Annotated in this window: 22 protein-coding genes; 9 read left to right on the top strand and 13 right to left on the bottom strand. The window is 62.1% G+C overall.

Annotated features, from left to right (window positions below; all coding sequences use genetic code 11):
- Positions 1-194 precede the first annotated feature (194 nt).
- The 6 genes from E8Q41_RS02900 to E8Q41_RS02875 all read right to left on the bottom strand — a co-directional run bounded on the left by E8Q41_RS02900 (position 195) and on the right by E8Q41_RS02875 (position 5,907).
- Positions 195-1,472, bottom strand: a complete 1,278-nt coding sequence (locus E8Q41_RS02900; RefSeq protein WP_137154155.1) for a cyclopropane-fatty-acyl-phospholipid synthase family protein — start codon at positions 1,470-1,472, stop codon at positions 195-197.
- 265 nt (positions 1,473-1,737) lie between these two features.
- The gene (rplI, locus tag E8Q41_RS02895) at positions 1,738-2,313 is read right to left on the bottom strand and encodes a 50S ribosomal protein L9 (RefSeq protein WP_137154008.1); all 576 of its coding nucleotides are present in this window, start codon (positions 2,311-2,313) and stop codon (positions 1,738-1,740) included.
- A gap of 12 nt (positions 2,314-2,325) precedes the next feature.
- Positions 2,326-3,306, bottom strand: coding sequence for a DUF2232 domain-containing protein (locus E8Q41_RS02890; RefSeq protein WP_137154007.1), 981 nt, complete (start codon positions 3,304-3,306; stop codon positions 2,326-2,328).
- Between the two features lie 185 nt (positions 3,307-3,491).
- Entirely contained in the window at positions 3,492-3,740 is a 249-nt protein-coding gene (gene rpsR / locus E8Q41_RS02885) for a 30S ribosomal protein S18 (protein WP_137154006.1), read from the bottom strand.
- A 12-nt stretch (positions 3,741-3,752) separates the two neighbouring features.
- Entirely contained in the window at positions 3,753-4,193 is a 441-nt protein-coding gene (rpsF, locus tag E8Q41_RS02880; RefSeq protein ID WP_137154005.1) for a 30S ribosomal protein S6, read from the bottom strand.
- Between the two features lie 265 nt (positions 4,194-4,458).
- Positions 4,459-5,907 carry a glycosyltransferase family 39 protein gene (locus tag E8Q41_RS02875; RefSeq protein WP_137154154.1) on the bottom strand — a complete coding sequence of 483 codons (1,449 nt, stop codon included), beginning with the start codon at positions 5,905-5,907 and terminating at the stop codon, positions 4,459-4,461.
- 168 nt (positions 5,908-6,075) lie between these two features.
- Between E8Q41_RS02875 and E8Q41_RS02870 the strand changes: the two genes are divergently transcribed.
- Together E8Q41_RS02870 and E8Q41_RS02865 are read left to right on the top strand one after the other, a co-directional pair.
- Positions 6,076-6,543, top strand: a complete 468-nt coding sequence (locus E8Q41_RS02870) for a TspO/MBR family protein (protein ID WP_137154004.1) — start codon at positions 6,076-6,078, stop codon at positions 6,541-6,543.
- A gap of 13 nt (positions 6,544-6,556) precedes the next feature.
- The gene (locus E8Q41_RS02865; protein ID WP_205910354.1) at positions 6,557-6,976 is read left to right on the top strand and encodes a hypothetical protein; all 420 of its coding nucleotides are present in this window, start codon (positions 6,557-6,559) and stop codon (positions 6,974-6,976) included.
- On the opposite strand, the gene E8Q41_RS02860 is transcribed toward E8Q41_RS02865, so the two are convergent.
- Together E8Q41_RS02860 and E8Q41_RS02855 are read right to left on the bottom strand one after the other, a co-directional pair.
- Positions 6,966-8,210 carry a TadE/TadG family type IV pilus assembly protein gene (locus E8Q41_RS02860; protein WP_137154003.1) on the bottom strand — a complete coding sequence of 415 codons (1,245 nt, stop codon included), beginning with the start codon at positions 8,208-8,210 and terminating at the stop codon, positions 6,966-6,968. The two genes, E8Q41_RS02865 and E8Q41_RS02860, sit on opposite strands and share 11 nt — an antisense overlap.
- A gap of 100 nt (positions 8,211-8,310) precedes the next feature.
- Positions 8,311-9,360: an aldo/keto reductase gene (locus E8Q41_RS02855; protein WP_137154002.1), complete on the bottom strand. Its 1,050-nt coding sequence runs from the start codon at positions 9,358-9,360 to the stop codon at positions 8,311-8,313.
- 173 nt (positions 9,361-9,533) lie between these two features.
- Between E8Q41_RS02855 and fabD the strand changes: the two genes are divergently transcribed.
- The 7 genes from fabD to gmk all read left to right on the top strand — a co-directional run bounded on the left by fabD (position 9,534) and on the right by gmk (position 16,000).
- On the top strand, positions 9,534-10,481 hold the full coding sequence (gene fabD, locus E8Q41_RS02850) for an ACP S-malonyltransferase (RefSeq protein ID WP_137154001.1): 948 nt from the start codon (positions 9,534-9,536) through the stop codon (positions 10,479-10,481).
- A 29-nt stretch (positions 10,482-10,510) separates the two neighbouring features.
- Positions 10,511-11,248: a 3-oxoacyl-[acyl-carrier-protein] reductase gene (fabG, locus tag E8Q41_RS02845; RefSeq protein WP_137154000.1), complete on the top strand. Its 738-nt coding sequence runs from the start codon at positions 10,511-10,513 to the stop codon at positions 11,246-11,248.
- A 283-nt stretch (positions 11,249-11,531) separates the two neighbouring features.
- Positions 11,532-11,768, top strand: coding sequence for an acyl carrier protein (locus E8Q41_RS02840; RefSeq protein WP_137153999.1), 237 nt, complete (start codon positions 11,532-11,534; stop codon positions 11,766-11,768).
- Between the two features lie 97 nt (positions 11,769-11,865).
- Complete coding sequence (gene fabF, locus E8Q41_RS02835) at positions 11,866-13,128, top strand: beta-ketoacyl-ACP synthase II (RefSeq protein WP_137153998.1); 1,263 nt, start codon at positions 11,866-11,868, stop codon at positions 13,126-13,128.
- Positions 13,129-13,241: 113 nt separating this feature from the next.
- Positions 13,242-14,441 carry an endolytic transglycosylase MltG gene (mltG, locus tag E8Q41_RS02830; protein ID WP_137153997.1) on the top strand — a complete coding sequence of 400 codons (1,200 nt, stop codon included), beginning with the start codon at positions 13,242-13,244 and terminating at the stop codon, positions 14,439-14,441.
- Positions 14,442-14,461: 20 nt separating this feature from the next.
- The gene (locus E8Q41_RS02825; protein WP_137153996.1) at positions 14,462-15,349 is read left to right on the top strand and encodes a YicC/YloC family endoribonuclease; all 888 of its coding nucleotides are present in this window, start codon (positions 14,462-14,464) and stop codon (positions 15,347-15,349) included.
- Positions 15,350-15,352: 3 nt separating this feature from the next.
- Positions 15,353-16,000 carry a guanylate kinase gene (gmk, locus tag E8Q41_RS02820; RefSeq protein ID WP_137153995.1) on the top strand — a complete coding sequence of 216 codons (648 nt, stop codon included), beginning with the start codon at positions 15,353-15,355 and terminating at the stop codon, positions 15,998-16,000.
- A gap of 148 nt (positions 16,001-16,148) precedes the next feature.
- Here the strand turns inward: gmk and E8Q41_RS02815 are convergent, their stop codons facing one another.
- The 5 genes from E8Q41_RS02815 to E8Q41_RS02795 all read right to left on the bottom strand — a co-directional run bounded on the left by E8Q41_RS02815 (position 16,149) and on the right by E8Q41_RS02795 (position 22,444).
- A complete protein-coding gene (locus E8Q41_RS02815; protein WP_137153994.1) occupies positions 16,149-16,970 on the bottom strand; it encodes an LON peptidase substrate-binding domain-containing protein in 822 nt (273 codons plus the stop codon).
- 319 nt (positions 16,971-17,289) lie between these two features.
- On the bottom strand, positions 17,290-18,117 hold the full coding sequence (gene rsmA, locus E8Q41_RS02810) for a 16S rRNA (adenine(1518)-N(6)/adenine(1519)-N(6))-dimethyltransferase RsmA (RefSeq protein ID WP_137153993.1): 828 nt from the start codon (positions 18,115-18,117) through the stop codon (positions 17,290-17,292).
- Complete coding sequence (pdxA, locus tag E8Q41_RS02805; RefSeq protein WP_137153992.1) at positions 18,104-19,135, bottom strand: 4-hydroxythreonine-4-phosphate dehydrogenase PdxA; 1,032 nt, start codon at positions 19,133-19,135, stop codon at positions 18,104-18,106. The genes rsmA and pdxA overlap by 14 nt, the downstream gene beginning before the upstream one ends.
- A gap of 1 nt (position 19,136) precedes the next feature.
- Positions 19,137-20,078 carry a peptidylprolyl isomerase gene (locus E8Q41_RS02800; RefSeq protein WP_246660056.1) on the bottom strand — a complete coding sequence of 314 codons (942 nt, stop codon included), beginning with the start codon at positions 20,076-20,078 and terminating at the stop codon, positions 19,137-19,139.
- Positions 20,079-20,164: 86 nt separating this feature from the next.
- Positions 20,165-22,444 (bottom strand): LPS-assembly protein LptD, encoded by a 2,280-nt coding sequence (locus E8Q41_RS02795; protein ID WP_246660055.1) that lies wholly within the window; start codon positions 22,442-22,444, stop codon positions 20,165-20,167.
- Positions 22,445-22,468 lie beyond the last annotated feature (24 nt).

Genomic DNA, 22,468 nt, shown 5'->3' with positions numbered 1-22,468 from the left:
TAGGGGGCAAAGCCCCCTCGGAGTCGATTGCCGCCGCTTTTTCCGATTCTTTTGTCCGATGTCCACAGGACGCCGGGCATGGTGGATAACTTTTTCCTTGAAGTCCGTCGGCAATTGACCGGGCCGAATCGGAAAAGGCCTGAACAATTATAGATCAGGCTTTTGAATTTCAAAAGAGAATCGAAAATGAGCGGCTATTCCGCCGCCTCCTGCGGAAAGCGGGCGACGCCTTCTCCCTGCCGCTGTTCGATCGACCGCAAGCAGGCTTCCGCCTCGTGGATGTAATCGCGCGTCAACGGCACCGCTTCCTGGTCATGGGCGAGTTGGATCTGGAAGATCACCAGATTCTGCCAGCGGAAGGCGCTTTCGGAGCCGGCGAGATAGAATTCCCACATGCGGCAGAAGCGCTCGTCATACAGCGCCTTGGCCTCGTCGCGCCGGGCCATAAAGCGCTCCCGCCAGGCTTTCAGCGTCTCGGCGTAATGCAGCCGCAGGATTTCGATGTCGGTGATCTTCAGGCTGGAACGCTCGATCGCCGGCATCACTTCCGACAGCGCCGGGATATAGCCGCCGGGGAAGATGTATTTCTCGATGAAGGCGTTGGTGGTGGCGGGCACGTCGGTGCGCCCGATCGTGTGCAGCAGCATGACGCCATCCTTCTTCAGAAGCTTGGCGCATTGCTGGAAATACTGGTCGTAGAAGGGGCGGCCGACATGCTCGAACATGCCGACGGAGACCAGCCGGTCGAATTGCTCGTCGACATGCCGGTAGTCTTCCAGTTCGAAACGCACCCGCTCCGCAAAGCCGCCATCCTCCGCCCGCTTGCGGGCGATGGCCAGCTGCTCGTCGGACAGCGTCACGCCCTTGACCGAGGCTCCGAGGAAGCGGGCGAGATAAAGCGCCATGCCGCCCCAGCCGCAACCGATGTCGAGCACCGACAGGCCCGGTCGGGTTATCGCCATCTTGGCTGCGATGTGCCGCTTCTTGGCGAGTTGCGCCTCTTCGAGATCGGTCTCCTTGGTCTCGAAATAGGCGCAGGAATATTGCCTGTCCTTGTCGAGGAACAGGTCGTAAAGCGCGCCGGTCAGATCATAATGATGCTGGACATTCTTGCGCGACCGATGCGCGACGTTGAATTCCTTGAAATGACGGAGCTTGTAGCGAAGCGCCGCGATGGCCTTCATCCAGGGGCGCTGCTGGAACTCGCCGTCGGGATCGCCGGTGAACACCGCCTCCAGGAAATCATACATATCACCCTGGATGATGTCGATCTCGCCCTCGGCGTAGTAGTGGCCGAGATAGTATTCTGGATTGCCGAGCACGCCGCGTTCGGCGCGCTTTGTGTTGAAGCGGATATGAACGGGTTTGCCGTGTCCGCCGCCATAGTGGCGGGTCCTGCCGTTTGCGAAAGCAACCGTGAGATTGCCACGGCGGATGATGGTCGAAATGAATTTATGCAGAAGAGAATGCAACATGGGTGTCACCACGCGACAGAATCAGACTGCGGCCGGGGCGGTAACGATAACGCGACGGGTGCAGCACCTTACGAAACGTTAATTTTTTGTTAACTTATCAAAAAAAGGTGTGTTTTCAACAGAAAATTTGTATGCCTCGATGCAGCCGCCGCCCTGCGATGAAAAATTCGGCAATTATGGTTAATTTCAAAAAGAAGCGCCCCCGGTTGTCACCGAGGGCGCTCTTGATGAGGCGCGTTTGGAAAGTTTCCAAACAGCCGGATCAGATTTCGTCGTCGCCATCGACCGAATTCGGGTCGAAGAAGTCTTCCGGACGCAGCGCGTCTTCGTCGACGCCATAGATGGCTTCGGCGGAGGTGAGGTCTTCACCCTTGGCCTGGCGAGCGGCTTCGTCGGCCGAACGGGCGACGTTGAGTTCGATTTCGAGCTCGACTTCGGCATGCAGGTGAAGCACGACCTTGTGCAGGCCGATCGCCTTGATCGGGGTGTTCAGGTCGACCTGGTTGCGGCCGATGTTGAAGCCTTCGGCGGCCAGAACGTCGACGATGTCACGTGCGGCGACCGAACCGTAGAGCTGGCCGGTTTCGCCGGCGGAGCGAACCACGACGAAGGACTTGCCGGCGAGCTGGTCGGCGACCTTCTGGGCTTCGGAGCGGCGCTCGAGGTTGCGGGCTTCGAGCGTGGCGCGCTCGGATTCGAAGCGAGCCTTGTTGGCGGCGTTGGCGCGGAGCGCCTTGCCGAGCGGCAGCAGGAAGTTACGGGCGTAGCCGTCGCGAACCTTCACGGTTTCGCCCATCTGGCCGAGCTTGTTGACGCGTTCGAGCAGGATAACTTGCATTGTCTTGTCCTTTCAGAGTTTGGTGTTGGCGTCGTTTTCGGGATTGGTCTGCGTCAGCGGTATGGCGCGACGCGGATTGGCGAGCCCGCCGGCGATCACCAGCAGAAAGCCGATCACGGGCAGGAAGAAGAACGTCAGAAGATAGACGAGCACGAGACCGGGGATCCCCCAGCTCTTGCCGCGCAGGAAGGCGTGGATCACCGCAAAGCCCGCGAGCAGGAAGCCGCCGGCGCAGGCGCCCGCCAGGCTGGAGCCGACCATGCCGATCCTGCCGCCGATAAACATGCCGGCGATGCCGGTGAGGAGCACGATGATCGCCACGCGGTTCATGCGCAGGCTCGATGCGATGTCCTCGCGCGGGCGGATGTTGCGGCCGGCGGCGGAGAGAAAGCGCATGGCGAAGTAGAAGCCGGCAAACAGTGCGATCATCATCTGCATCGACTGCGCGAAAGGCCAGATCACCCGGATCATGGCGACCATCTCGTCGCGCGGCAGCGTTTCCATCTGGGCGCCGGCGCCGCTCATGTCGGCCATCATCTGCTGCATGGCGTCGGCGAGCGCGCCATAGAGCGCTTCGATCTGCGGCGAGGCGAGCGTGGTGTAGACAGAGGCGATCGCCGTGAGCACCGCGCCGGCGAACAGCACGTCGGAGAGCGGATACCAGGCGGTGGCGGTCTCGGGGCCGCCGATCTCGCCCGCCGGCCGAGACATATTGGCGAGATGGCTCATCACCGCTGCCGGCACCAGCGGTGCGGCCGTCATCAGGAAGGCGAGCGGAGAATTCAGGAGAACGGCGTTGGCGAGCGCGGCCGTGCCGATCGCCACGATGCAGGAGAGAAGGCCGAAGCCGAGGCCTGCGGCGAAGATCGCCGCCATCGACAGGAAGATCAGGATAATCGACAGCGCGACGAAATACCCGCCCGCAGCCATCAAAACGGCGGCGGCCAATCCGGCGATCACGCCGATCAGGATCGGGTTCTTGGTTTTCGTCATCAAGCTCTCGCTGTCCTGCGCGCCAGGCGCAGTTAGGGGAGGCGTTTCCGCGAACTCCCCAACATGGGATTTCAAGGTTCCGATCCGCGCCCATCGCGGAAGGGAAAGGGGAGGGCGAAACCGCCATCCCCCGAAGTCATGACGCAGAGTCTGCTGACGCTGCGTCTTACCCTCGAGTCAGCCGATCAGGCGACGACGTAGGGCAGCAGGCCGAGGAAGCGGGCGCGCTTGATGGCTTGGGCCAGTTCGCGCTGCTTCTTCTGGGAAACGGCCGTGATGCGGGACGGAACGATCTTGCCGCGCTCGGAAATGTAGCGGGACAGGAGCTTGACGTCCTTGTAGTCGATGCGCGGCGCATTGGCGCCCGAGAACGGGCAGGTCTTGCGACGACGATGGAAGGGGCGGCGCGCCGGAGCGGAAGAAGTGTCAGCCATTGCAGGATCTCCTTAGGATTCGCGCGGACGGAACGGACGGTCGCCATCGCGACGCGGCGGACGATCGCCGTCTTCGCGGCGCGGACGGAACGGACGGTCGCCATCTTCGCGGCGCGGACGGTCGTCGCGGTCGCGCTTCTGCATCATGGCGGAGGGGCCTTCCTCATGAGCTTCGACCTTGACGGTCATGAAGCGGAGGATGTCTTCGTTGTAGCGCTCCTGGCGCTCGACTTCCTGGATCGCAGCAGCCGGGGCGTCGACGTCCATGAGCACGTAGAAGGCCTTGCGGTTCTTCTTGATGCGGTAGGTGAGGCCCTTGAGACCCCAGTTTTCAATGCGACCAACCTTGCCGCCGGCAGCTTCGATCACGCCCTTGTAGGTTTCGACGATAGCGTCGACCTGCGGAGCCGCGAGATCCTGGCGGGCAAGGAAAATGTGTTCATAGAGAGCCATGAAACTCTTTGCCTTTCTTGCGTTTCATCAATCCCATCCGGTTTGGCGCCAAGCCTCAACGACTGATCTCAGGATGCGAGGCGAACCTCGCGGGCAAGAAAAGCGTCTTTACGGTTCACGGTCGAGAGCGGAGACACGGGAAGCCGGAACCCTCTGGCTCCAAGCGGTTTCATTCTCGAAACCGGCCTTCCGTACAGCCACCAGCCAATAAGACCGGATGTTTGATGTGCGGGCTTATACACGGAAAGCTTGGGATTGCAACCCCTCAGTCGCGCGGCTCCAGACACCCGGCTTGCGTTTCATAGGCATAGATCGTCCGGCCGCGATAATAGCCGTTGTCGGGCGTCCATGTGGCGAGCAATGTCGGCTGTGCGACCTCACAGGCGAAAGGTTTCCGTGTAAGGAACAGGACACGCTCGGCCATGTCGAAATCCATGGAGCGGGCATAACTGTTCTCCGGCGGCGGATAGGGAAACGTCTGCTCATAATAGTTTTCCGGGAAGCCCGCCGGCGCGCGCGCCCTCAGCGTCAGTTGCGATTCGCGCAGCGTATGGAACAGATCTGCGAGCATGTCCCTGTTGTCGGAGACGATCACTTTAAGTCCGGCGCTCCGCACCAGTTCTTCCGCCTTGAGACTCACTTCGGAGCGGCCGGTATTGCGCTTGACCAGGCCGAAGGGGATCGCATCGGGACAAGCGGGCAGGATCGGGAAGGCCAGCGCAATCGCCCCGGTCAGCGCTAGCGACAGCGTCAGCCCGCGCGGCCAGAGCCGGGCGAGCAGCATGACGGCGACAATGGCGCCGGCGGCATAGGCGGACGCCGCCCAATTGGCTTCCGCCTTGGCGATCAACGCCTGCAGCGTGATCAGTCCCACTACCGGCAAGGACAGCCAGAGCAGGATGCGTTCGCGCGGCTCCGCCTTGCCGCGGATCGCCCGGAAGCCGGCATAGAGCAGGGCGGCGAACAGCACCGGTCCCATGACGCCGAACTGCGCGCCGAAGAATTCCAGCGCCTTCAGCGGCTTGAGCGCCATCTGATCCCATTTGGCGATGTCTTCGGTGTGTTTCACCGTTGCGCCGCCATGAGTGAGGTTCCAGATGAGATTGGGCGCGGCGACGAGGGCCGCGACGACCACCGAGATCGCAAAATCGCGGATGGCGATGCGCGCCTGCGGGATGAGGAGAAGCGCAACCGCGCCGCCCGGCAGCAGGAATAGCAGCGCATATTTGGACAGGAAGGCGCAGCCGACGCCGAGGCCCATGACGACGGCGAGAGGGACGGAGCGCCGCTCGGTGAGGCCCAGATAGGCCCATAGCGTCAGCGCGACGAAGAAGATCAGCGGAACGTCGGTCGAGAACATATAGGCCGACAGCGTCACCGCCGGGATGGCGATATAGCTCGCGCCCACCCAGGCGGCGTTTTCCGGCGTCGCCACCCGCCGCGCCGCCGCCATCAGCATCAGCGCATTGGCGGCGTGCAGGAGCGGGCCGCACAGCCTGATCCAGAAAATGTCGCTCGATCCGGCCGCGCCGGTCACGGCCGCGATGACCCAGGCGATCATCGGGGGCTTGGAGTAATAGCCGAAATCGAGATGCTGCGACCAGAGCCAGTATTGCGCCTCGTCGACGAACAAATCGGTGCGGTCGAAAGCGAGCCAGACGATGCGCCAGATAGTGACGACGACAATGATGATGAGGCTGGCGCGGAGGGTCATGAGCATACCGGTAAGATCAATCGCTCGCTGGATTACCGGAAAGTCGACCGCCTCACAACCGGTTTGCCAAGCAGAACCAAAAGCGTCGATGCGCCGACCGGCGGCTCGGTTCGCAACGTATACATGATAGACAGTGCTGCCAAAAACGTTGCAAGACAGGATGATTCCATGCCCCGCACCCTTCGCTCCGTCGCGACCCTTCTGATCTTCATCGTCGTCGTGCTCGGCGTCGGCATCACGATGGGCGTCTCAAATCCGCCCGGCGAATGGTATGCGGGCCTCGATAAGCCGTCCTTCAATCCCCCGAACTGGGTTTTCGCGCCGGCCTGGACCTTTCTCTATATCCTGATCGCCATAGCCGGATGGCGGGTGTTCGAGCGCGACCGGAAAGGACCGGTCATGCGGTTGTGGGTGGCGCAGATGGCGCTCAACTGGGCCTGGTCGCCGGCCTGGTTCACTCTGCATTGGCGCTGGGGATCGGTGGCGATCATCATTGCGCTCTGGGCGACCATTGCCGGCTTCATCGCGATGAACTGGCGACGCGATCGCGTGTCGGCGCTGCTGTTTGCGCCTTATCTTGCCTGGGTCAGCTTCGCCACGCTTCTGAACGTCTCGCTCGTATTGCTCAATCCCTGAGGAGGGACGGTTCATGCTCTATGTCAGCATCACCGGCTTGCGGGTTCGTCGCCTCTGGCATTATTCGCGCTTCGTCTTCCACGCCGCCCGAAGCATGATCCAGGCGAGGAGCGCTGACGGCAACCTTTTCGCCGACGCCAGAAAAATCCACGGCGTGCACCACACGCTCACCGTCTGGACGGACCGGTCGGTGATGCTGGCCTATCTTCGTGCCGGCGCCCATCGACGCGCCATGGTAGCGTTCCCGTCGATAGGGACGGGCTACGCCTTTGGCTTCGAAGCCGTGGATCGTCCTGAATGGTCGGCAGTCCATGCGCTCTGGCTCGACGAGGGCGAGCGCCGTCATGAAAACCAGCGGACGCCAGAGACGTTGTCTTCGACTTGGCCCACGATCGGCGCCGACAGCGAGACGTTCGACCGCATCACTCCTTGAGCCGCGCCCCCGCGCTGCCGGAGGAGCCGCCATAGGCGGAGACCTTCCAGTTTGCGGAGTTGATGATCATCTGATTGACGACCATGGAGATCTTTTCCGTGACATTGGTGGTGGAGTTGTAGGTCACGTTGCGGTTGGGCAGATAGATGATGCCCTCGAGGTTTTCGCCGTTCGATCCGTTGAAGATATATTGGGTCTTGTTGGCGTTGTTGTTGGCATTCGATGTCTTTTCGAACATCAGCACGCCTTTGTAGGTTCCGCTGGTCGGGGCGGAGGCGGTGAATTTGAGGCCGCCATTGGCGCGGATTTCACTGTTCACGTCGGGGAAATAGAAGGTCACGCCCGTCGCGTTCACGGTCGCGCCCGAATTGATGATCATTCTTCCCTTGATGATATGGAGCCCCGGCTTGAAGGTGATGGTCGGGCTGCCGTTGAAGCCGGTGTCGCAATGCACGCCGGGTTCTAGGGTGACGGTGGTGCTGTTGAAATAGCCGCTGCTCGTGCAGGTCGACGACACCGTGGGTTCGGTAAAGGCGTTGGCATAGGGGTCGGATTGCGCCGCGCAGCCGGTCTTGAGGTTGGTCAGCGTGCCGCCGTTCTTGATGTAGTTCGTGCCCTTCACGCAGAATTCGGGGAGATTGATGGTCGAGCCGCTGTTCATGATGAAGGCGGGGTTCGCGGTCGAGCGCACATGCATCTTGCAGTCGCTTGAGGTGACATTCGCGCCCGAATTGACCAGCACGTCCTGCCCCGAACTTCCGAGCACGGTGATGCAGGGACCCGATTGCGACTTGATCGCGGTCGACTTGACCCGAAGATTGAGGGTCGTGTAGCCGAACAGGCCCATGAAGCTGGTCTTGTAGGAGCGTGTGAAGGTCGCCGTCAGCGAATTGTCGGCATTGGTCTTGAGGGCGAGCTGCGTCGAATAATCGATGGTTTCGAGCTCTCGCTCCGTGCCGTCCGGAGCCATCCTCGCGCCGAGGAAATTCGCAGAGATGTATTTTTCCACGACGCCGCGGCGCGCGTCATCGGTGGTTTCGCGAACCGCGGCCAGTACGCCGGCGTCGAGCGAAGACTGCATGAACTGCCTTTGATCGGCCGCCATGCCGTAATCGATGGCTGCACCCACGCCCGCCAAGACCACCGGTATCGCCAAGGCCGCGACCATGGCGATATTGCCCTTCGTGTCGGAAAAAAACGCCCGGATATTTCCGAGCGCTGGTAAATATTGCATGCCGCCAGCTCCAGATAAACGCCTTATCTGTATCTTAGCGGAACATGATTGAAGATCACGTTTATCGCGCTCCTAAGATTTTCCTAATATTTTAAAGGCCTCAGATCGGCATCGGATAACGCCGGATCGTCGCCGCGATTTCCGACTGAACTTCTGTCGACAAGGTCAGGTCTGCGGCGGAGAGATTGATCTTCAGCTGCTCCATCGTCGTCGCGCCGATGATCACCGACGCCATGAAAGGACGGGTCAGACACCAGGCGAGGGCCATCGCCGAGGGGTCGAGCCCATGCCGGCGGGCGATATCGACATAGGCGGCGACCGCAGGCTCCTGCAGCGGCTGGAAGCGGCCGCCGAGATCGCCGTTGATGGCGGCGCGGCTGCCGGCTGGCTTCTGTCCGTTGAGATACTTGCCGCTCAACAGGCCGGCGGCCAGCGGCGAATAGGAGAGAAGCCCGACCTGCTCGTGATGGGAGAGTTCGGAATAGTCGAAATCATGGGCGCGATAGAGAAGGTTATATTCGTTCTGCACCGAAGCCATGCGCGGCAGCCCGTGCTTTTCGGCGAGGTCGAGGAACTGCATCGTGCCCCAGGCGGTCTCGTTGGAGAGACCGACCGCGCGGATCTTGCCGGCCTTCACCGCTTCATCGAGCGTCTCCAGGCATTCCAGCATATTGTCGAGGATCTCGGCCTTCGGCGGCTGCTTTTCCGGATGGTAGTTCCAGATCTGCCGGAAGTGATAGTGACCGCGATTGGGCCAATGCAATTGATAGAGATCGATGTAATCGGTCTTGAGGCGCTTCAGGGATTGCGCGAGAGCGTCCTCGATTTCCTTGCGGTTGATCGCGGCACCGCCGCGGATATAGGGACGGCCAGGGCCGGAGATCTTGGTCGCCACCACGATCTTGTCGCGATTGCCGCGCGCCTTCATCCATTCGCCGATGATGGATTCGGTCGCACCCTGGGTTTCGGCCGACAGCGGCGTGACCGGATAGAGTTCGGCGGTGTCGAAGAAATTGACACCGGCCTCGACTGCATAGTCCATCTGTTCGAAACCGTCGGCCTGGTCGTTCTGGTCGCCGCCCCAGGTCATGGTGCCCAGGCAGATTTCGGACACGGAAATGCCTGTCCGGCCAAGAGAATGGAATTTCATGGGAAATGGCTCCGATGTGAAAATCCGGCGAAATGTAGGCCGATTTTGTTGCGCTGCAAGATGGGGAAGCCGGAGAATTAGGCGGGAAAAGCCTGATTATCTCGGAGCGCGAAGCTTGACAGGCTGCAACATTGTGTGAATTGGAAGACAAAAACCATAAAGGGAGACACCCAATGGCGGTCGCATTCACCTTTCCTGGCCAAGGCAGCCAGGCCGTCGGCATGGGCAAGGACCTCGCCGAGGCTTTCCCGGAAGCCCGCGCGGTGTTCGATGAAGTCGACGAGGCGCTCGGCGAAAAGCTGACATCGACGATGTGGGACGGCCCCGAGGACAGGCTGACGCTGACGGCCAATGCCCAACCGGCGCTCATGGCCGTGTCGCTCGCCGCCATCCGCGTGCTCGAAGCGCGCGGCCTCGATCTCAAGAACAAGATCGCTTATGTCGCCGGCCATTCGCTCGGCGAATATTCGGCGCTCGCCGCCGCAGGCGCATTTTCGATCGGCGACGCCGCCCGGCTGCTGCGCATTCGCGGCAACGCCATGCAGGCGGCAGTCCCCGCCGGCAAGGGCGCCATGGCCGCGATCATCGGGCTGGAGCAGGCCGATGTCGAAGCCGTCTGCACTGAGGCCTCCGAGGCTGACGGCGGTTGCCAAATCGCCAATGACAATGGCGGCGGCCAGCTGGTGATCTCGGGCGAGAAGGGCGCGGTCGATCGCGCCTGCGCGCTCGCCACGGCAAAAGGCGCCAAGCGCGCCATTCTTTTGCCGGTGTCTGCGCCGTTCCATTCTTCCTTGATGTCGCCTGCCGCCGACGCGATGGCGGAAGCGCTTTCCAAGGTCACGGTCAACAGCCCCATCGTTCCCGTAATCGCCAATGTCGCGGTCGCCCCGGTGACCGACCCCGCCGAAATCGCGTCCCTGCTCGTCAAGCAGGTGACCGGCCAGGTGCGCTGGCGCGAGACGGTGGAATGGTTCGCCGCCAATGGCGTGACCACACTTTATGAAATCGGCGCGGGCAAGGTGCTCACCGGGCTCGCCCGCCGCATCGACAAGACCGTGACCGGCGTGGCCGTCAACGGCCCGCAGGATATCGAAGCCGCCCTGTCCGCCCTCAACGGCTGATCCGGCGCCAACAGAAGAGAGGAAGTCTCATGTTCGATCTTTCCGGCCGCAAGGCGTTGGTGACCGGCGCTTCGGGCGGCATCGGTGAGGAAATCGCCCGCGCGCTCTACGCTCAGGGCGCAATCGTCGGCCTGCACGGCACCCGCCGCGAAAAGCTCGAGGCGCTGGCCGCCGAGCTCGGCGACCGCGCGCATATCTTCACGGCCAACCTCAGCGACCGCGCCTCGATCAAGCCGTTCGCGGCCGAAGTCGAAACGGGTCTCGGCGGCGTCGACATCCTGGTCAACAATGCCGGCATCACCCGCGACGGTCTGATGATGCGCATGAGCGACGACGACTGGGACGCGGTGATCGCCGTCAACCTGACAGCCGCCTTCACGCTGACGCGCGAGCTCACGAGCCCGATGCTGAAGCGCCGCTATGGCCGCGTCATCAATATCAGCTCGGTGGTCGGGACGACCGGCAATCCCGGTCAGGCCAATTACTGTGCATCGAAGGCCGGTCTCGAAGGCTTCACCAAGTCATTCGCCGCCGAAGTGGCCACACGCAACATCACCGCCAACTGCATCTCGCCCGGCTTCATCGAAAGCGCCATGACCGAAAAGCTGAATGAAAAGCAGCAGGAAGTCATCTCCGCCAAGATCCCGATGAAGCGCATGGGCAAAGGCGCGGAGATCGCTGCGGCCGTGGTTTTCCTGGCCTCTTCCGAGGCCTCCTACGTCACCGGCCAGACCATTCACGTCAATGGCGGCATGGCGATGATCTGAGAATGGGGATGCGCCGCAGGCCCTTTCGCAAGCCCTTGATATTGGGTGTTGAACAGGCGCGGGCGGCTCATTTTCTGGCTTTGCGCGGGAATTAAACCGTGTTAAGCCGCAAGAGACTGAGTGCAGTCCTTGTTTGCCAAGTCCGCGATAAAATCGGTTTAGACCGGATTTGGACGCGGACGGCTGAACGGAACCGCTAAAGACCCGACAAGGGCGCGCGGTTCTAAAATGGTTAACGGCGTCATAACGGCGCACGAAATGAACGAAGGTCGAGGAATCCGACATGAGCGATATCGCTGAACGCGTGAAGAAAATTGTGATTGACCATCTCGGCGTCGAAGCCGAAAAGGTCACCGAAGCCGCCAGCTTCATCGACGACCTGGGCGCCGACTCGCTCGACACCGTCGAACTCGTCATGGCCTTCGAAGAAGAATTCGGCGTGGAAATCCCCGACGACGCCGCCGATTCGATCCTCACGGTCGGCGACGCCGTGAAGTTCATCGAAAAGGCTCAGGCTTAAGCCTTATCGAGTTGAACGCTTGCCGTCGCGGTTCGGACCGCACGGCAAGCGTTTTCGTATTGTCTAATGAAATAACGCATAGGGTGGAGGGCAAACCATGAGACGTGTCGTGATTACGGGTCTCGGCATGGTGACCCCGCTCGGTTGTGGCGTCGACGCCACCTGGGCGAACCTGCTCGCTAGCAAGAACGGCGCGCGCAAGGTCACTGAATTCGAAGTCGAGGATCTGCCGGCCAAAATCGCCTGCCGGATTCCGCTCGGCGATTACAAGGACGGCGCTTACAATCCCGACGAGTGGATGGAGCCGAAAGAGCAGCGCAAGGTCGATCCCTTCATCGTCTACGGCATGGCCGCAGCCGATATGGCGCTGGCCGATGCGGGCTGGAAGCCCGAAACCGACGAAGACCAGATCCAGACCGGCGTCCTTATCGGCTCCGGCATCGGCGGCGTCGAAGGCATTGTCGAAGCCGGCTATACGCTGCGCGACAAGGGTCCGCGCCGCGTGTCTCCCTTTTTCATTCCCGGTCGCCTGATCAATCTGGTGTCCGGACAGGTATCGATCCGCCACAAGCTGCGCGGCCCGAACCACGCTGTCGTCACCGCCTGTTCGACCGGCGCGCACGCCATCGGCGACGCGGCCCGTCTGATCGCGCTCGGCGACGCCGATGTGATGGTGGCCGGCGGTACGGAATCGCCCGTCAGCCGTATTTCGCTGGCCGGCTTCGCCGCCTGCAAGGCGCTGTCGACCGCCTATAACGACGAACCCCAGCGCGCCTCGCGCCCCTATGACAAGGACCGCGACGGTTTCGTGATGGGCGAGGGCGCCGGTATCGTGGTTCTCGAAGAACTCGATCATGCGCTGGCGCGCGGCGCTAAGATCTATGCTGAAGTCGTGGGTTACGGCCTTTCGGGCGACGCCTTCCACATTACCGCTCCGTCGGAAAACGGCGAAGGCGCCGAACGGTGCATGCGCATGGCGCTGAAGCGCGCCGGCCTGCAGCCGTCCGACATCGACTATATCAACGCGCATGGCACCTCGACCATGGCCGACACGATCGAACTCGGCGCCGTCGAGCGCCTGCTGGGCGATCACGCCGCCAATGTGTCGATGTCCTCGACCAAATCGGCCACCGGCCATCTGCTGGGCGCAGCGGGGGCCATCGAGGCGATCTTCGCCACGCTCTCCATCCGCGACAATATCGCCCCGCCGACGCTGAACCTCGACAATCCCGAGGTGGAAACGCCGGTGGATCTGGTGCCCAAGGTGGCGCGCAAGCGCAAGATCGACGTTGCGCTCTCCAACTCCTTCGGCTTTGGCGGCACCAACGCCTCGCTGGTGCTGAAGCGCTATACGGACTGACGCCCGAGCGGCTCCGTTTGCGCGGGGCCGCCGCATGACTTTCCTGTTTCTGCCGTAATGCCGCTTTAGGAAAAGCCGGTTCTGCGTCGTGAATCAGTATTCGAGGACATCAGGTGACCGAACCCAACCAGACGAGCAATGGTCAGTTTGGCCGCCAGGACAATGGCGAGGCAGGCGGGCGTTTCATTCCCCAGTCGGCCAATGAGGCGTTGCGGCCCGAAAAAGTGCCGTCGCCGCCCAAGCGGTCGCGCGAGGCCCGCAGCCAGCTGGTGATCTTCCTCAATTTTGTCATGAGCATGATCACGCTGGCGACGGTCGGCGCCGTGGCGCTGGTCTATTACGCCTTTCACGAATATCAGGCGCGGGGTCCGCTCGAAACCAACACGACCTTCCTCGTGCGCGAAGGGGCGGGCGTCAAGGAAATCGCCAGCGCGCTCGAACGCCGTAACATCATCTCGCAGGCCCGTATTTTCCAGAGCGTCACCTCGTTCCTGGGCGCGGGCGAAGCCATGCGACACGGCGAATACGAGATCAAGGCCGGCGCCTCGATGGAAGAGGTGATGGAGCTGTTCCGCTCCGGCAAGTCGATCCAGTATTCGATCACCTTCCCGGAAGGCCTGACCGTCAAGCAGATCTTCAAGCGCCTCGCCGCCGATCCCGTTCTGGAAGGCGAACTGCCCGTCGATCTGCCGCCGGAAGGCAGCCTGAGGCCCGACACCTACAAATTCACCCGCGGCAGCGACCGCAAGGCGATTCTGCAGCAGATGCAGGCAAGCCAGGCCAAGCTCATCGATCAGGTCTGGAAACATCGCGACAGCGATCTGCCGATCGAGACCAAGGAACAGCTTCTCGTTCTGGCTTCGATCGTCGAGAAGGAAACCGGCAAGGCCGACGAGCGGCCGCAAGTCGCCTCGGTCTTCCTCAACCGTCTCCGCAAGAACATGCGGCTGCAGTCCGACCCGACGATCATCTACGGCGTCTATGGCGGCGACGGCAAACCGGCCGACAAGCCGATCACCCAGTCGGACAAGACCAAGGAAACGCCCTACAACACCTATGTGATCAAGGGCCTGCCGCCGACGCCGATCGCCAATCCCGGCCGCGCCGCGCTCGAAGCCGTCGCCAATCCTTCGAAGACGGATTATCTCTATTTCGTCGCCGACGGCACCGGCGGCCATGCTTTCGCCAAGACGCTGGACGACCACAATGCCAATGTGCGCCGCTGGCGGCAGATCGAGGCCGAAGCGGCCAAGCAGAAGGCGGCGGGCGGCGAGGCGGACGCCGATCCGAATGCGGCGCAGGACGCGAACTGAGCAGGGCAGGGGCAGTCATCATGACATTGCAATCCATGACCGGTTTCGCCCGGTTGGATGGACAGATCGGTCGTTACCAATGGGCGTGGGAACTGCGCTCGGTGAATGGCAAGGGGCTGGATATTCGCCTGCGCCTGCCGCCTGGCCTCGAACGGCTTGAAGCGGACGTCCGCCGGCATCTCGGACAGGCGTTCGCGCGCGGCAACATCCAGGCCTCGCTGTCTGTTCAGGCCGGCGCCGGCAAGGTGGAGGCCGTGATCAATGAAGCCGCGCTCGACGCGGTCATGGCATTACGTGAACGGCTGGGCGACCGCATCGATCCCGCGCCCCTGAAACTCGATACGCTTCTGTCGATCCGCGGCGTCGTCGATTTCAAGGAAGAGGATGAAGGCGAAGGCGCCGCCGAAGCGCTGGATCAAGCCGTGCTCGCCGGTCTCGACAAGGCCTCCGCCTCGATGAAGATGATGCGCGAGCGGGAAGGCGAGGCCCTGCGCGCCGTGCTCGGCGGTCAGATCGACGTCATCGAACGCCTGGCGCTGGTGGTGGAGCTCGATCCGTCGCGCAGCCCCGACCAGATCCGCGCCCGGCTTGAGGCGCAGATCGCCGCTCTCCTCGAGAGCCCGCAGGGCTTCGATCGCGACCGGCTCTATGCCGAAGTCGCGCTGATGGCGACGAAGGCCGATGTTCGGGAGGAGATCGACCGGTTGAAGGCGCATGTCGCCGCGGCGCGCGATCTTCTCGCCAAAGGCGGCCCGGTCGGCCGCAAGCTCGATTTCCTCGCCCAAGAATTCAATCGCGAATCGAACACGATCTGTTCTAAATCCAACAGCGCGGCCGTCACGGCGGCAGGCATAGAGCTGAAAGTCGTGATCGATCAATTCCGCGAGCAAGTCCAGAATCTGGAGTGATAGATGGTCAAGACTGCCGGCAAGGTCGTCAATATTGCGCGACGCGGTTTGATGCTCGTGATTTCTTCTCCGTCCGGCGCCGGTAAATCCACCATCGCCCGCAATGTGCTGGAAGCCGATCCGACCATGTCGATGTCGGTGAGCGTGACGACGCGTCAGCGCCGCCCCTCGGAAATCGAGGGCGTGCACTATCACTTCATCAGCCACAAGGAATTCGAACGCCTGAAGCAGAGCGACTCGCTGCTCGAATGGGCTGAGGTGCATGGCAATTTCTACGGCACGCCACGCGAGGCCGCCGAAAACGCCATGGCCGAGGGCCGCGACATGCTGTTCGACATCGACTGGCAGGGCGCGCAGCAATTGCAGGAAAAGATGCCGGCCGACGTCGTCTCCATCTTCATCCTGCCGCCGACCATGGATGAACTGCAGAGCCGCCTCAACCGCCGCGCCGAAGACAGCGCCGAAGTCATCGCCACGCGCCTCGCCAATGCCCGCGCCGAAATCGCTCATTGGCGCGAATATGACTATGTGGTCGTCAATGATGACCTCGACCGCGCCTTCACCTCGGTCAAGGCGATCGTCGAAGCCGAACGGCTCCGCCGCGACCGCCGGCACGGTCTCTTCGACTTCGTGCAGACATTGGTGGAGTAAGGCCGGGGCTGCGATACCCAGCGCGCTATGGTGCGGAAAAACGTTTCCGCCGCAGTTTCCCCTCATGAAACCGAGCCTCTCGTTGGGGCGTTCTGCGGCGGCACTGCTTTGCGAGACGGCGACGGCGTCGCGTCGATTGCCAGGAGATTTACGCGACAGCTTTGGGTCGGCCAGCGCTCATCAGTTCGATCAGGTTTTTGAGACGCGCCGTCACGTCACGGGTTTCCAGCAATTTCTGCTTCTCCTCGAGGCTGGTCGAGAGCAAGGGCGCGACAGTGTCGGCCAACAGACCGGGATCGCCGATCGAAGGCAGGCCGAGGCGGACCTTGGATTCGTGCGGGAGCGCTGAAAAATCGACATCCGCATAAGTCTGGTAGGCGTCGAGAACCGCACTCGACAGAGCCGTCGCGTCGGTCGACCGGCCTTCCAACTCTTCTACAGGCGCAACATCCGCCGCCAGGTGGTCGCCATCTGTCAGGTCAACAATGTTTGTTCGCTGAAGTCCGCAGACAGTAACCTTGAGCGCGCCATCCACCTGTGTCTGGCGATCGACCAGGTTCGCGATCACGCCCGTGGAATAGAGCGCTTCGAGAGTGTTGGGGCGATCTTCGGCGCCGCGTCTCTGAGCGACAACGACGACGCGCCGATCGCCGTCAAGAGCCTGTTCTACAGCCTTGCGGGTTTTGTCGCGGGCCACGAAAATCCGCGAGATCATATGCGGAAAGAGCACCATGTCCCGCAGGGGAACGACAGGTATGCCTGTCCAATCGGCATTTGGCATCTTTGCCTGCGCCGAAGGAGCGGGCAACCGGGTCGCCTGAATCCTTGCGGCCAGCACGTTCCAGTCTCGGAGGCCAAGAATTCGAGCAACAAGCTCCTGGCTCTCGCTGTTTGTTAAGGCGACAGATCTGGTCTGAAGCGCTTCACGTAGTGTTTTCGCCATAGCTTTGGCATCGCGGAAATCGCGCATGACATATCCTTTGCTGAAACGAACGGAGAGCGTCAGGGGCTTGCATTGCTGACCCGTTCGTTCGGGCAAAGGGAGCCATCAGCGGCTCGATACATTCACCATACCCGGCAGGGGCGCAAGCAGCAGGCTGTATCAACCTGATTTCAATTGTGCGCAGAACCCTGTCGGCTGTCAATGGCAGACTGACGACCGTAGGAAGCCCGAAGGCTACATCCCGAAATGCATGATGTTCTGCGAGCGGCTGGCGCGCATAGCGTTTTTCAAACCCATCAGACAAGACGGTGTTGTTGCAGCAACGACTTCTTCCGCCATGCCGGTTCTACAGCAGATTGGCGATGGCGCAGAATTCCTCGACGCTCAGCGTCTCGGCGCGACGGGAGGCGTCGATGCCCGCCTTCTGCAGCAGCGCCTCGCCGCCGAGAGGCTTGAGGCTCTGGCGCAGCATCTTGCGGCGCTGGCCGAAGGCGGCGGCGGTGACTTTCTCGAGCTTGGTGAGATCGCAGGGAATGGTCGTCTTACGCGGCTCCAGATGCACCACGGTGGAGGTCACCTTGGGCGGCGGCGAAAACACCTGCGGCGGCAGGTCGAACATCATCTCGCAAAAGGTCAGCCAGCCGCAGAGCACGCCGAGGCGGCCATAGTGATCGTCATCCGGGCCCGCCACGATGCGTTCGCCGACTTCCTTCTGGAACATCAGCGTCAGCGACGTCCAGACCGGCGGCCATCCCGCCGTCAGCCAGTTCACCAGCAATTGCGTGCCGATATTGTAAGGTAGATTGGCCACCACCTTCAGCGCCAGGCCGTCTTCGGCGAACTGGGCAATGTCCGTTTCGAGCGCGTCGCCCGAGACCACGGTCAATCGGCCGGGATAGTGCGCGGCGATCTCGGCGAGCGCCGGAAGGCAACGTTCGTCACGCTCCACGGCGACCACCTTGCGGGCGCCGAGCGCGAGCAAGGCGCGGGTGAGCCCGCCGGGGCCGGGGCCGATTTCCACCACCACGGCGTCGTCGAGCTTGCCGGCGGCGCGGGCGACCTTCTGGGTGATGTTGAGATCGAGCAGGAAATTCTGGCCGAGCGCCTTCTTGGCGTCCAGGCCGTGGCGCGCGATCACGTCGCGCAGCGGCGGCAATCCGTCAAGCGCGGCCATGGTCATGTCCTTCGGAGGCCATGTCGGCGGCCATGCGCAGGGCTGCGATCAGGCTGGACGCCCGCGCCTTGCCCGTCCCGGCCAGCGAGAAGGCCGTGCCGTGATCGGGCGAGGTGCGGATGAAAGGCAGGCCGAGGGTGACATTGACGCCGTCGTCGAAGCCGAGCGCCTTGGCCGGGATCAGCGCCTGGTCGTGATACATGCAGATCGCCACGTCATAGGCGTCCCGCGCCGCCTTGTGGAACATCGTGTCGGCAGGCAGGGGTCCGACCACGTCGACGCCCTCGGCCCTCAGCCGGGCGATCGCCGGGGCGATGACGGCGGCATCCTCGGCGCCGAGCGCGCCGTCTTCGCCGGCATGCGGGTTGAGACCGGACAGCGCAAGCCGGGGCGCGGCAATGCCGAAACGGCTCTGCAGATCGCGGGCGGTGATGATCGCCGTCTCGTAGACCAGATCTTCCGTTAGCGCGGCGGGCACATCCTTCAGCGGGATATGGATAGTCACCGGCACCGTGCGCAATTCCGGCCCGGCGATCATCATCACCGGCGTCACGGGGTCGCCGAGGGCTCGGGCGGCGAGATCGGCGAGGAATTCGGTATGGCCCGGAAAAGCGAAGCCGGCGTCATAGAGCACCGACTTGGCGATCGGGCAGGTGACGACGGCTGATGTACGGCCAGCGAGCGTTAGCTCCACTGCAGTCTCGATTGCGCCGATCGTGCCCGTGGCGCTGGCGCTGTCAGGCCTTCCGGCCTGGACTGTGCAGCCCGCCGCGACCGGCAGAACGGGAAGCACATCGGCAAACAAGCCGATCGCATGCTTGACGTCGCATTCACGGATGGGCGCGTCGATGCCCAGCAGAGCCGCGCGTTCGGCGAGAACGCCGGGATCGCCGATATAAACGAAGGGGGAAAGTAATGCGCTCTTGCGTTCGCGCCATGCGGCGAGCGCGATGTCGGGGCCGATGCCGGCGGGATCGCCCTGGGTCAGGGCGAGAGGAACCGGTCCCGCTTTCGTCATGTCAGCGAAGCTCGATTTGCGCGCGCTTGCGGAGTTCGTCGAGATATTTGACGCTGTTGGGGTCTTTGCCCTGTTTCTCAGCCTTTTCCAGATCCTCGGCCTGATAGACAATCTGCGCCGCGAAATCGTCCGACACCTGCCGTTTCTTGCAGACGGCGATGTATTCAACGCCGCGATCGGTGACCTGCGGGCGAGTGGTGCCGCCGACAGAGGCTTTCAGCAGATCTTCCTTCCAGGCGGCCGGCAGCTGCGGCTCCAGCACACGACCGATGTCCCGGATCGACACATCGCGCATCGTCGCGGCAAAAGCCTTGCCGCCTGCGCAGCCCGGATACTGCTTGCGTGAGGCCTCGGCTTCGGATTTGCGCTTGCCTGTGATAGCACCCTTCTTGGAAGCCGGAATGACGAAGATCACCTGTTGCAGGATATATTCGTTGGTCACCGGCTTCTTGCCGTTGTCCTTCTGCAGGCGGCCGATGAAATCCTGGGCGCTCATCTGGCCGTTGACGCCATAGCGGGCGTTGACCGTGCGCGGCCAGCTCATCTGGATGCCGATATAGGCCTTGAAATGCTCCGCCGTCACACCCGCCTTGCTGAGGATTTGGGTGAGTTGCTGCGGGGTCATTTTGTTGCCATTGGCGAAACGGGCGAAGGCCGCGTCGACGTCATCCGTGCTCACCGAGGCGCCGACGCGAATGATTTCATTGCGCATCAGCGTTTCGTTGATCAGTTCTTCGCGAGCGCTTTTCGTGCCGGCGCCAGGCGCGCGTCGCAGCCGAAGAAAGGCGGCGCGCTTGGCGACATCGGTGTCGGTGATCACGGTGCCGTTCACGATTGCGGCCACGCCGTCGCCAGCAGCCATCACCGGCTCCGGGGCCAGAGCCGCCGACAGGGCGAAAATCACGGCGCCCGCGACCAGCGAACGAAAACGGGTCAACGTCATCATCATCCTCCACCTCTCAAGCCACATGCTCTCGCGGCAATTCCTGCGGGACGATGGAATTGCACATTCCATGAGGCAAAACAATGTCAATTGAACTTCGGAGTGTTGGAATCGCCGACATTGATGTCGCCGAGCGTCCGGAAGCTGAGCCGAGCGCCGATCGACCAATCGTTCGCCGTCTTGTCGTCTGGGTCGCGTGTCTGGCTAATGCCGACCTCGAAGACGGTGCAGCTGTCGTCATAGGAGAAGCCGAAGGTGCGCTTGCTCAACACATTCGCCTTCAGGTCCCAGGTTGCCGAGCCGTAGACGGACCAGAAGTCCTTGAGCTTGACGGCGGTGGTCGACTGGATTTCCTGTCCCTCGGTCGGATAGCCGTATTTCGGCTGAGCAGCGATCTGGGTATAGGTCAGCTCGGTCTGAAGCTTCTTGCTGTTGTAGCCCAGGGTCGAGTCGGTCCGCTGGATCTCGAAGCTCTTGTGGTCGAACCGGCCGCTGAACGACGCCGTCACGCCCATTGGCGCTTCGACGCCGACGGAGCCGACGAGGTCGGAGGCTCTGGTCTCGAGACCCGAATTTGCGCCGACATTGACGAGGTCATGCGAGTCGAAAGAGTTCTTTCCGGCGATCTGATAGGATTGGCCGAAAATGCCGCGCAGCACATAGCCGCTGTCGAATGTGCCGGTGTAACGCAGACCGTAATTGGCGCGCGTGCCGCCTTCGACCCGGTCATAACCCGAAAACTTGTCGCGCTCGAACAGGTTCGATGCGTCGAAGACGAAACTCTGGGCGTCTTCGTTCGGGAGACGGCCAGCCAGTCGTTCATCCGGACGGGCATAGACCTGCGCGATCGGTTCGAACACGTGGCTCGCATTCGCAGTGGTCACGAGAACCGGATAGCGCGCCTCGAGGCCAGCTGTCAGCATGGCGCGGCCTGCGTCGCTTCCGTTATAGTAATTGCCCGAATAGCTCGACGACACATTGTTGGTGTCGAGATAGAAGCCGTCACCCCGCGCAGCGAGAAGCGGCGTGAGCAGAAGCCCGCCGGGAACCACAAACGTGCGCTTCCATTCCGTCTCGGTGGTGAAGCGGTTTGAGCTTCCGGCAACGCCCTGATAGCGATCAGGAACGTCGATGCCGTCAAGCGTCCGGACGCGATCCGTGGTGGTCCGCGTCAGGCTCTGAAAATTGACGGTAGCCGAGAGCTGCCCGCCCAGGATCGGTTCGGGATTGATGTAGGTGTAATCGACGACCGGATGAACAACGGCCTGCTTCTTCTCTTCTTTGTTTTCCGGATCGGCGTCCTGCACATCGAAGTAGAACGAGCGCATGTCAAAAGAATTACGACGACCGAGACCCGTCAGATAGATTTGGTTTGTATGGGTCGTCTCATCCGCGTCGAACAGGGAATAGGTGCGGGCGAAGTTGTTGTCGGATTGGATCAACGCGTCCCAGCCGAAGGCCCAGCGCGGATTGATCTTGAAATCGGCCTTGGACGAGACGGCCAGGCGGGTGTCTTCCTGGGCGTCGGTGGTGCCGTCGGTGAAGCGGCCCTTGTCCATCTGGTTGATGCCGGCGATATGCAGCGTGTGCAGGCCGTATTTGAACTGGTTACGAATTTCCGCGTCCACCAGGGCGCCCTGCGCCGTGTACCCCGTCACCGTCAGCGTCGCATCCATATGCGGCGTGATCGTCTGGTAATAGGGAATGGACATGCCGAAGCCGAGATTCTGCGACGTGCTCATCCGCGGGAACAGGAAGCCGGACTTCCGCTTCACTGTGGGATCAGGCAGTTCGAGCACCGGCGCCCAGGCGATCGGCTTGCCGAACAGTTCGAAACGGGCGTTCTCGAGCCGGACCGTGTGGGTCTTGCCGTTCTGGATGACGCGCTCCGCCTTGACCTGCCAGAGCGGCGGCTTTTCCGGATGATCCTTGCAGGGCTGGCAGGCCGTGTAGACGCCTTTTTCCAGCACCAGTTCGTCGGCGTTGATTCTCCGGCCCTTGCGGGCGACGAGGCGCGTGTCGTCGGTCGTCTCGATCCGGATCGTATCAATGAAGCCATTGGCGAAATCGTCGGTGACGTCGAGGTTGTCGGCATAGACGCGGTTTCCGGTCGGCTCGATCATCTCGATGTCGCCGATCGCCATCACCCGCTTGGTCTTCTGGTTATATTCGACGCGCTTGGCGACCAGCTTGTAGCCGCCGTAATCGATCTGCACGCCGCCGACGGCGATCACCTTGTTCTGATCGCGGTCGTAAATCAGTTGATTTGCGGTCAAGAGAAGAGGCTTCTTGTCCTCCTCCGGCGATTGCGCATAGGCGGGCGCCACAGCGGGCAAGCCAAAGCACAGGCTCGCCACCCCGGACATGAGGGCTGCTCCCAACCAACGCAT

It is taken from the genome of Rhizobium sp. FKL33 (assembly GCF_005222915.1).
Classification (GTDB): domain Bacteria; phylum Pseudomonadota; class Alphaproteobacteria; order Rhizobiales; family Rhizobiaceae; genus Rhizobium_E.
This window is presented reverse-complemented; position numbering and strand designations above follow the sequence as displayed.

What these genes read in the sequence shown, in the direction of transcription:
- rplI (WP_137154008.1), bottom strand. Translation starts at nt 2,313, where the DNA reads ATGCAAGTTATCCTGCTCGAACGCGTCAACAAGCTCGGCCAGATGGGC.
- E8Q41_RS02890 (WP_137154007.1), bottom strand. Translation starts at nt 3,306, where the DNA reads ATGACGAAAACCAAGAACCCGATCCTGATCGGCGTGATCGCCGGATTG.
- rpsR (WP_137154006.1), bottom strand. Translation starts at nt 3,740, where the DNA reads ATGGCTGACACTTCTTCCGCTCCGGCGCGCCGCCCCTTCCATCGTCGT.
- rpsF (WP_137154005.1), bottom strand. Translation starts at nt 4,193, where the DNA reads ATGGCTCTCTATGAACACATTTTCCTTGCCCGCCAGGATCTCGCGGCT.
- E8Q41_RS02875 (WP_137154154.1), bottom strand. Translation starts at nt 5,907, where the DNA reads ATGACCCTCCGCGCCAGCCTCATCATCATTGTCGTCGTCACTATCTGG.
- E8Q41_RS02870 (WP_137154004.1), top strand. Translation starts at nt 6,076, where the DNA reads ATGCCCCGCACCCTTCGCTCCGTCGCGACCCTTCTGATCTTCATCGTC.
- E8Q41_RS02865 (WP_205910354.1), top strand. Translation starts at nt 6,557, where the DNA reads ATGCTCTATGTCAGCATCACCGGCTTGCGGGTTCGTCGCCTCTGGCAT.
- E8Q41_RS02860 (WP_137154003.1), bottom strand. Translation starts at nt 8,210, where the DNA reads ATGCAATATTTACCAGCGCTCGGAAATATCCGGGCGTTTTTTTCCGAC.
- E8Q41_RS02855 (WP_137154002.1), bottom strand. Translation starts at nt 9,360, where the DNA reads ATGAAATTCCATTCTCTTGGCCGGACAGGCATTTCCGTGTCCGAAATC.
- fabD (WP_137154001.1), top strand. Translation starts at nt 9,534, where the DNA reads ATGGCGGTCGCATTCACCTTTCCTGGCCAAGGCAGCCAGGCCGTCGGC.
- fabG (WP_137154000.1), top strand. Translation starts at nt 10,511, where the DNA reads ATGTTCGATCTTTCCGGCCGCAAGGCGTTGGTGACCGGCGCTTCGGGC.
- E8Q41_RS02840 (WP_137153999.1), top strand. Translation starts at nt 11,532, where the DNA reads ATGAGCGATATCGCTGAACGCGTGAAGAAAATTGTGATTGACCATCTC.
- fabF (WP_137153998.1), top strand. Translation starts at nt 11,866, where the DNA reads ATGAGACGTGTCGTGATTACGGGTCTCGGCATGGTGACCCCGCTCGGT.
- E8Q41_RS02825 (WP_137153996.1), top strand. Translation starts at nt 14,462, where the DNA reads ATGACATTGCAATCCATGACCGGTTTCGCCCGGTTGGATGGACAGATC.
- gmk (WP_137153995.1), top strand. Translation starts at nt 15,353, where the DNA reads ATGGTCAAGACTGCCGGCAAGGTCGTCAATATTGCGCGACGCGGTTTG.
- E8Q41_RS02815 (WP_137153994.1), bottom strand. Translation starts at nt 16,970, where the DNA reads ATGCGCGATTTCCGCGATGCCAAAGCTATGGCGAAAACACTACGTGAA.
- rsmA (WP_137153993.1), bottom strand. Translation starts at nt 18,117, where the DNA reads ATGGCCGCGCTTGACGGATTGCCGCCGCTGCGCGACGTGATCGCGCGC.
- pdxA (WP_137153992.1), bottom strand. Translation starts at nt 19,135, where the DNA reads ATGACGAAAGCGGGACCGGTTCCTCTCGCCCTGACCCAGGGCGATCCC.
- E8Q41_RS02800 (WP_246660056.1), bottom strand. Translation starts at nt 20,078, where the DNA reads ATGACGTTGACCCGTTTTCGTTCGCTGGTCGCGGGCGCCGTGATTTTC.
- E8Q41_RS02795 (WP_246660055.1), bottom strand. Translation starts at nt 22,444, where the DNA reads ATGTCCGGGGTGGCGAGCCTGTGCTTTGGCTTGCCCGCTGTGGCGCCC.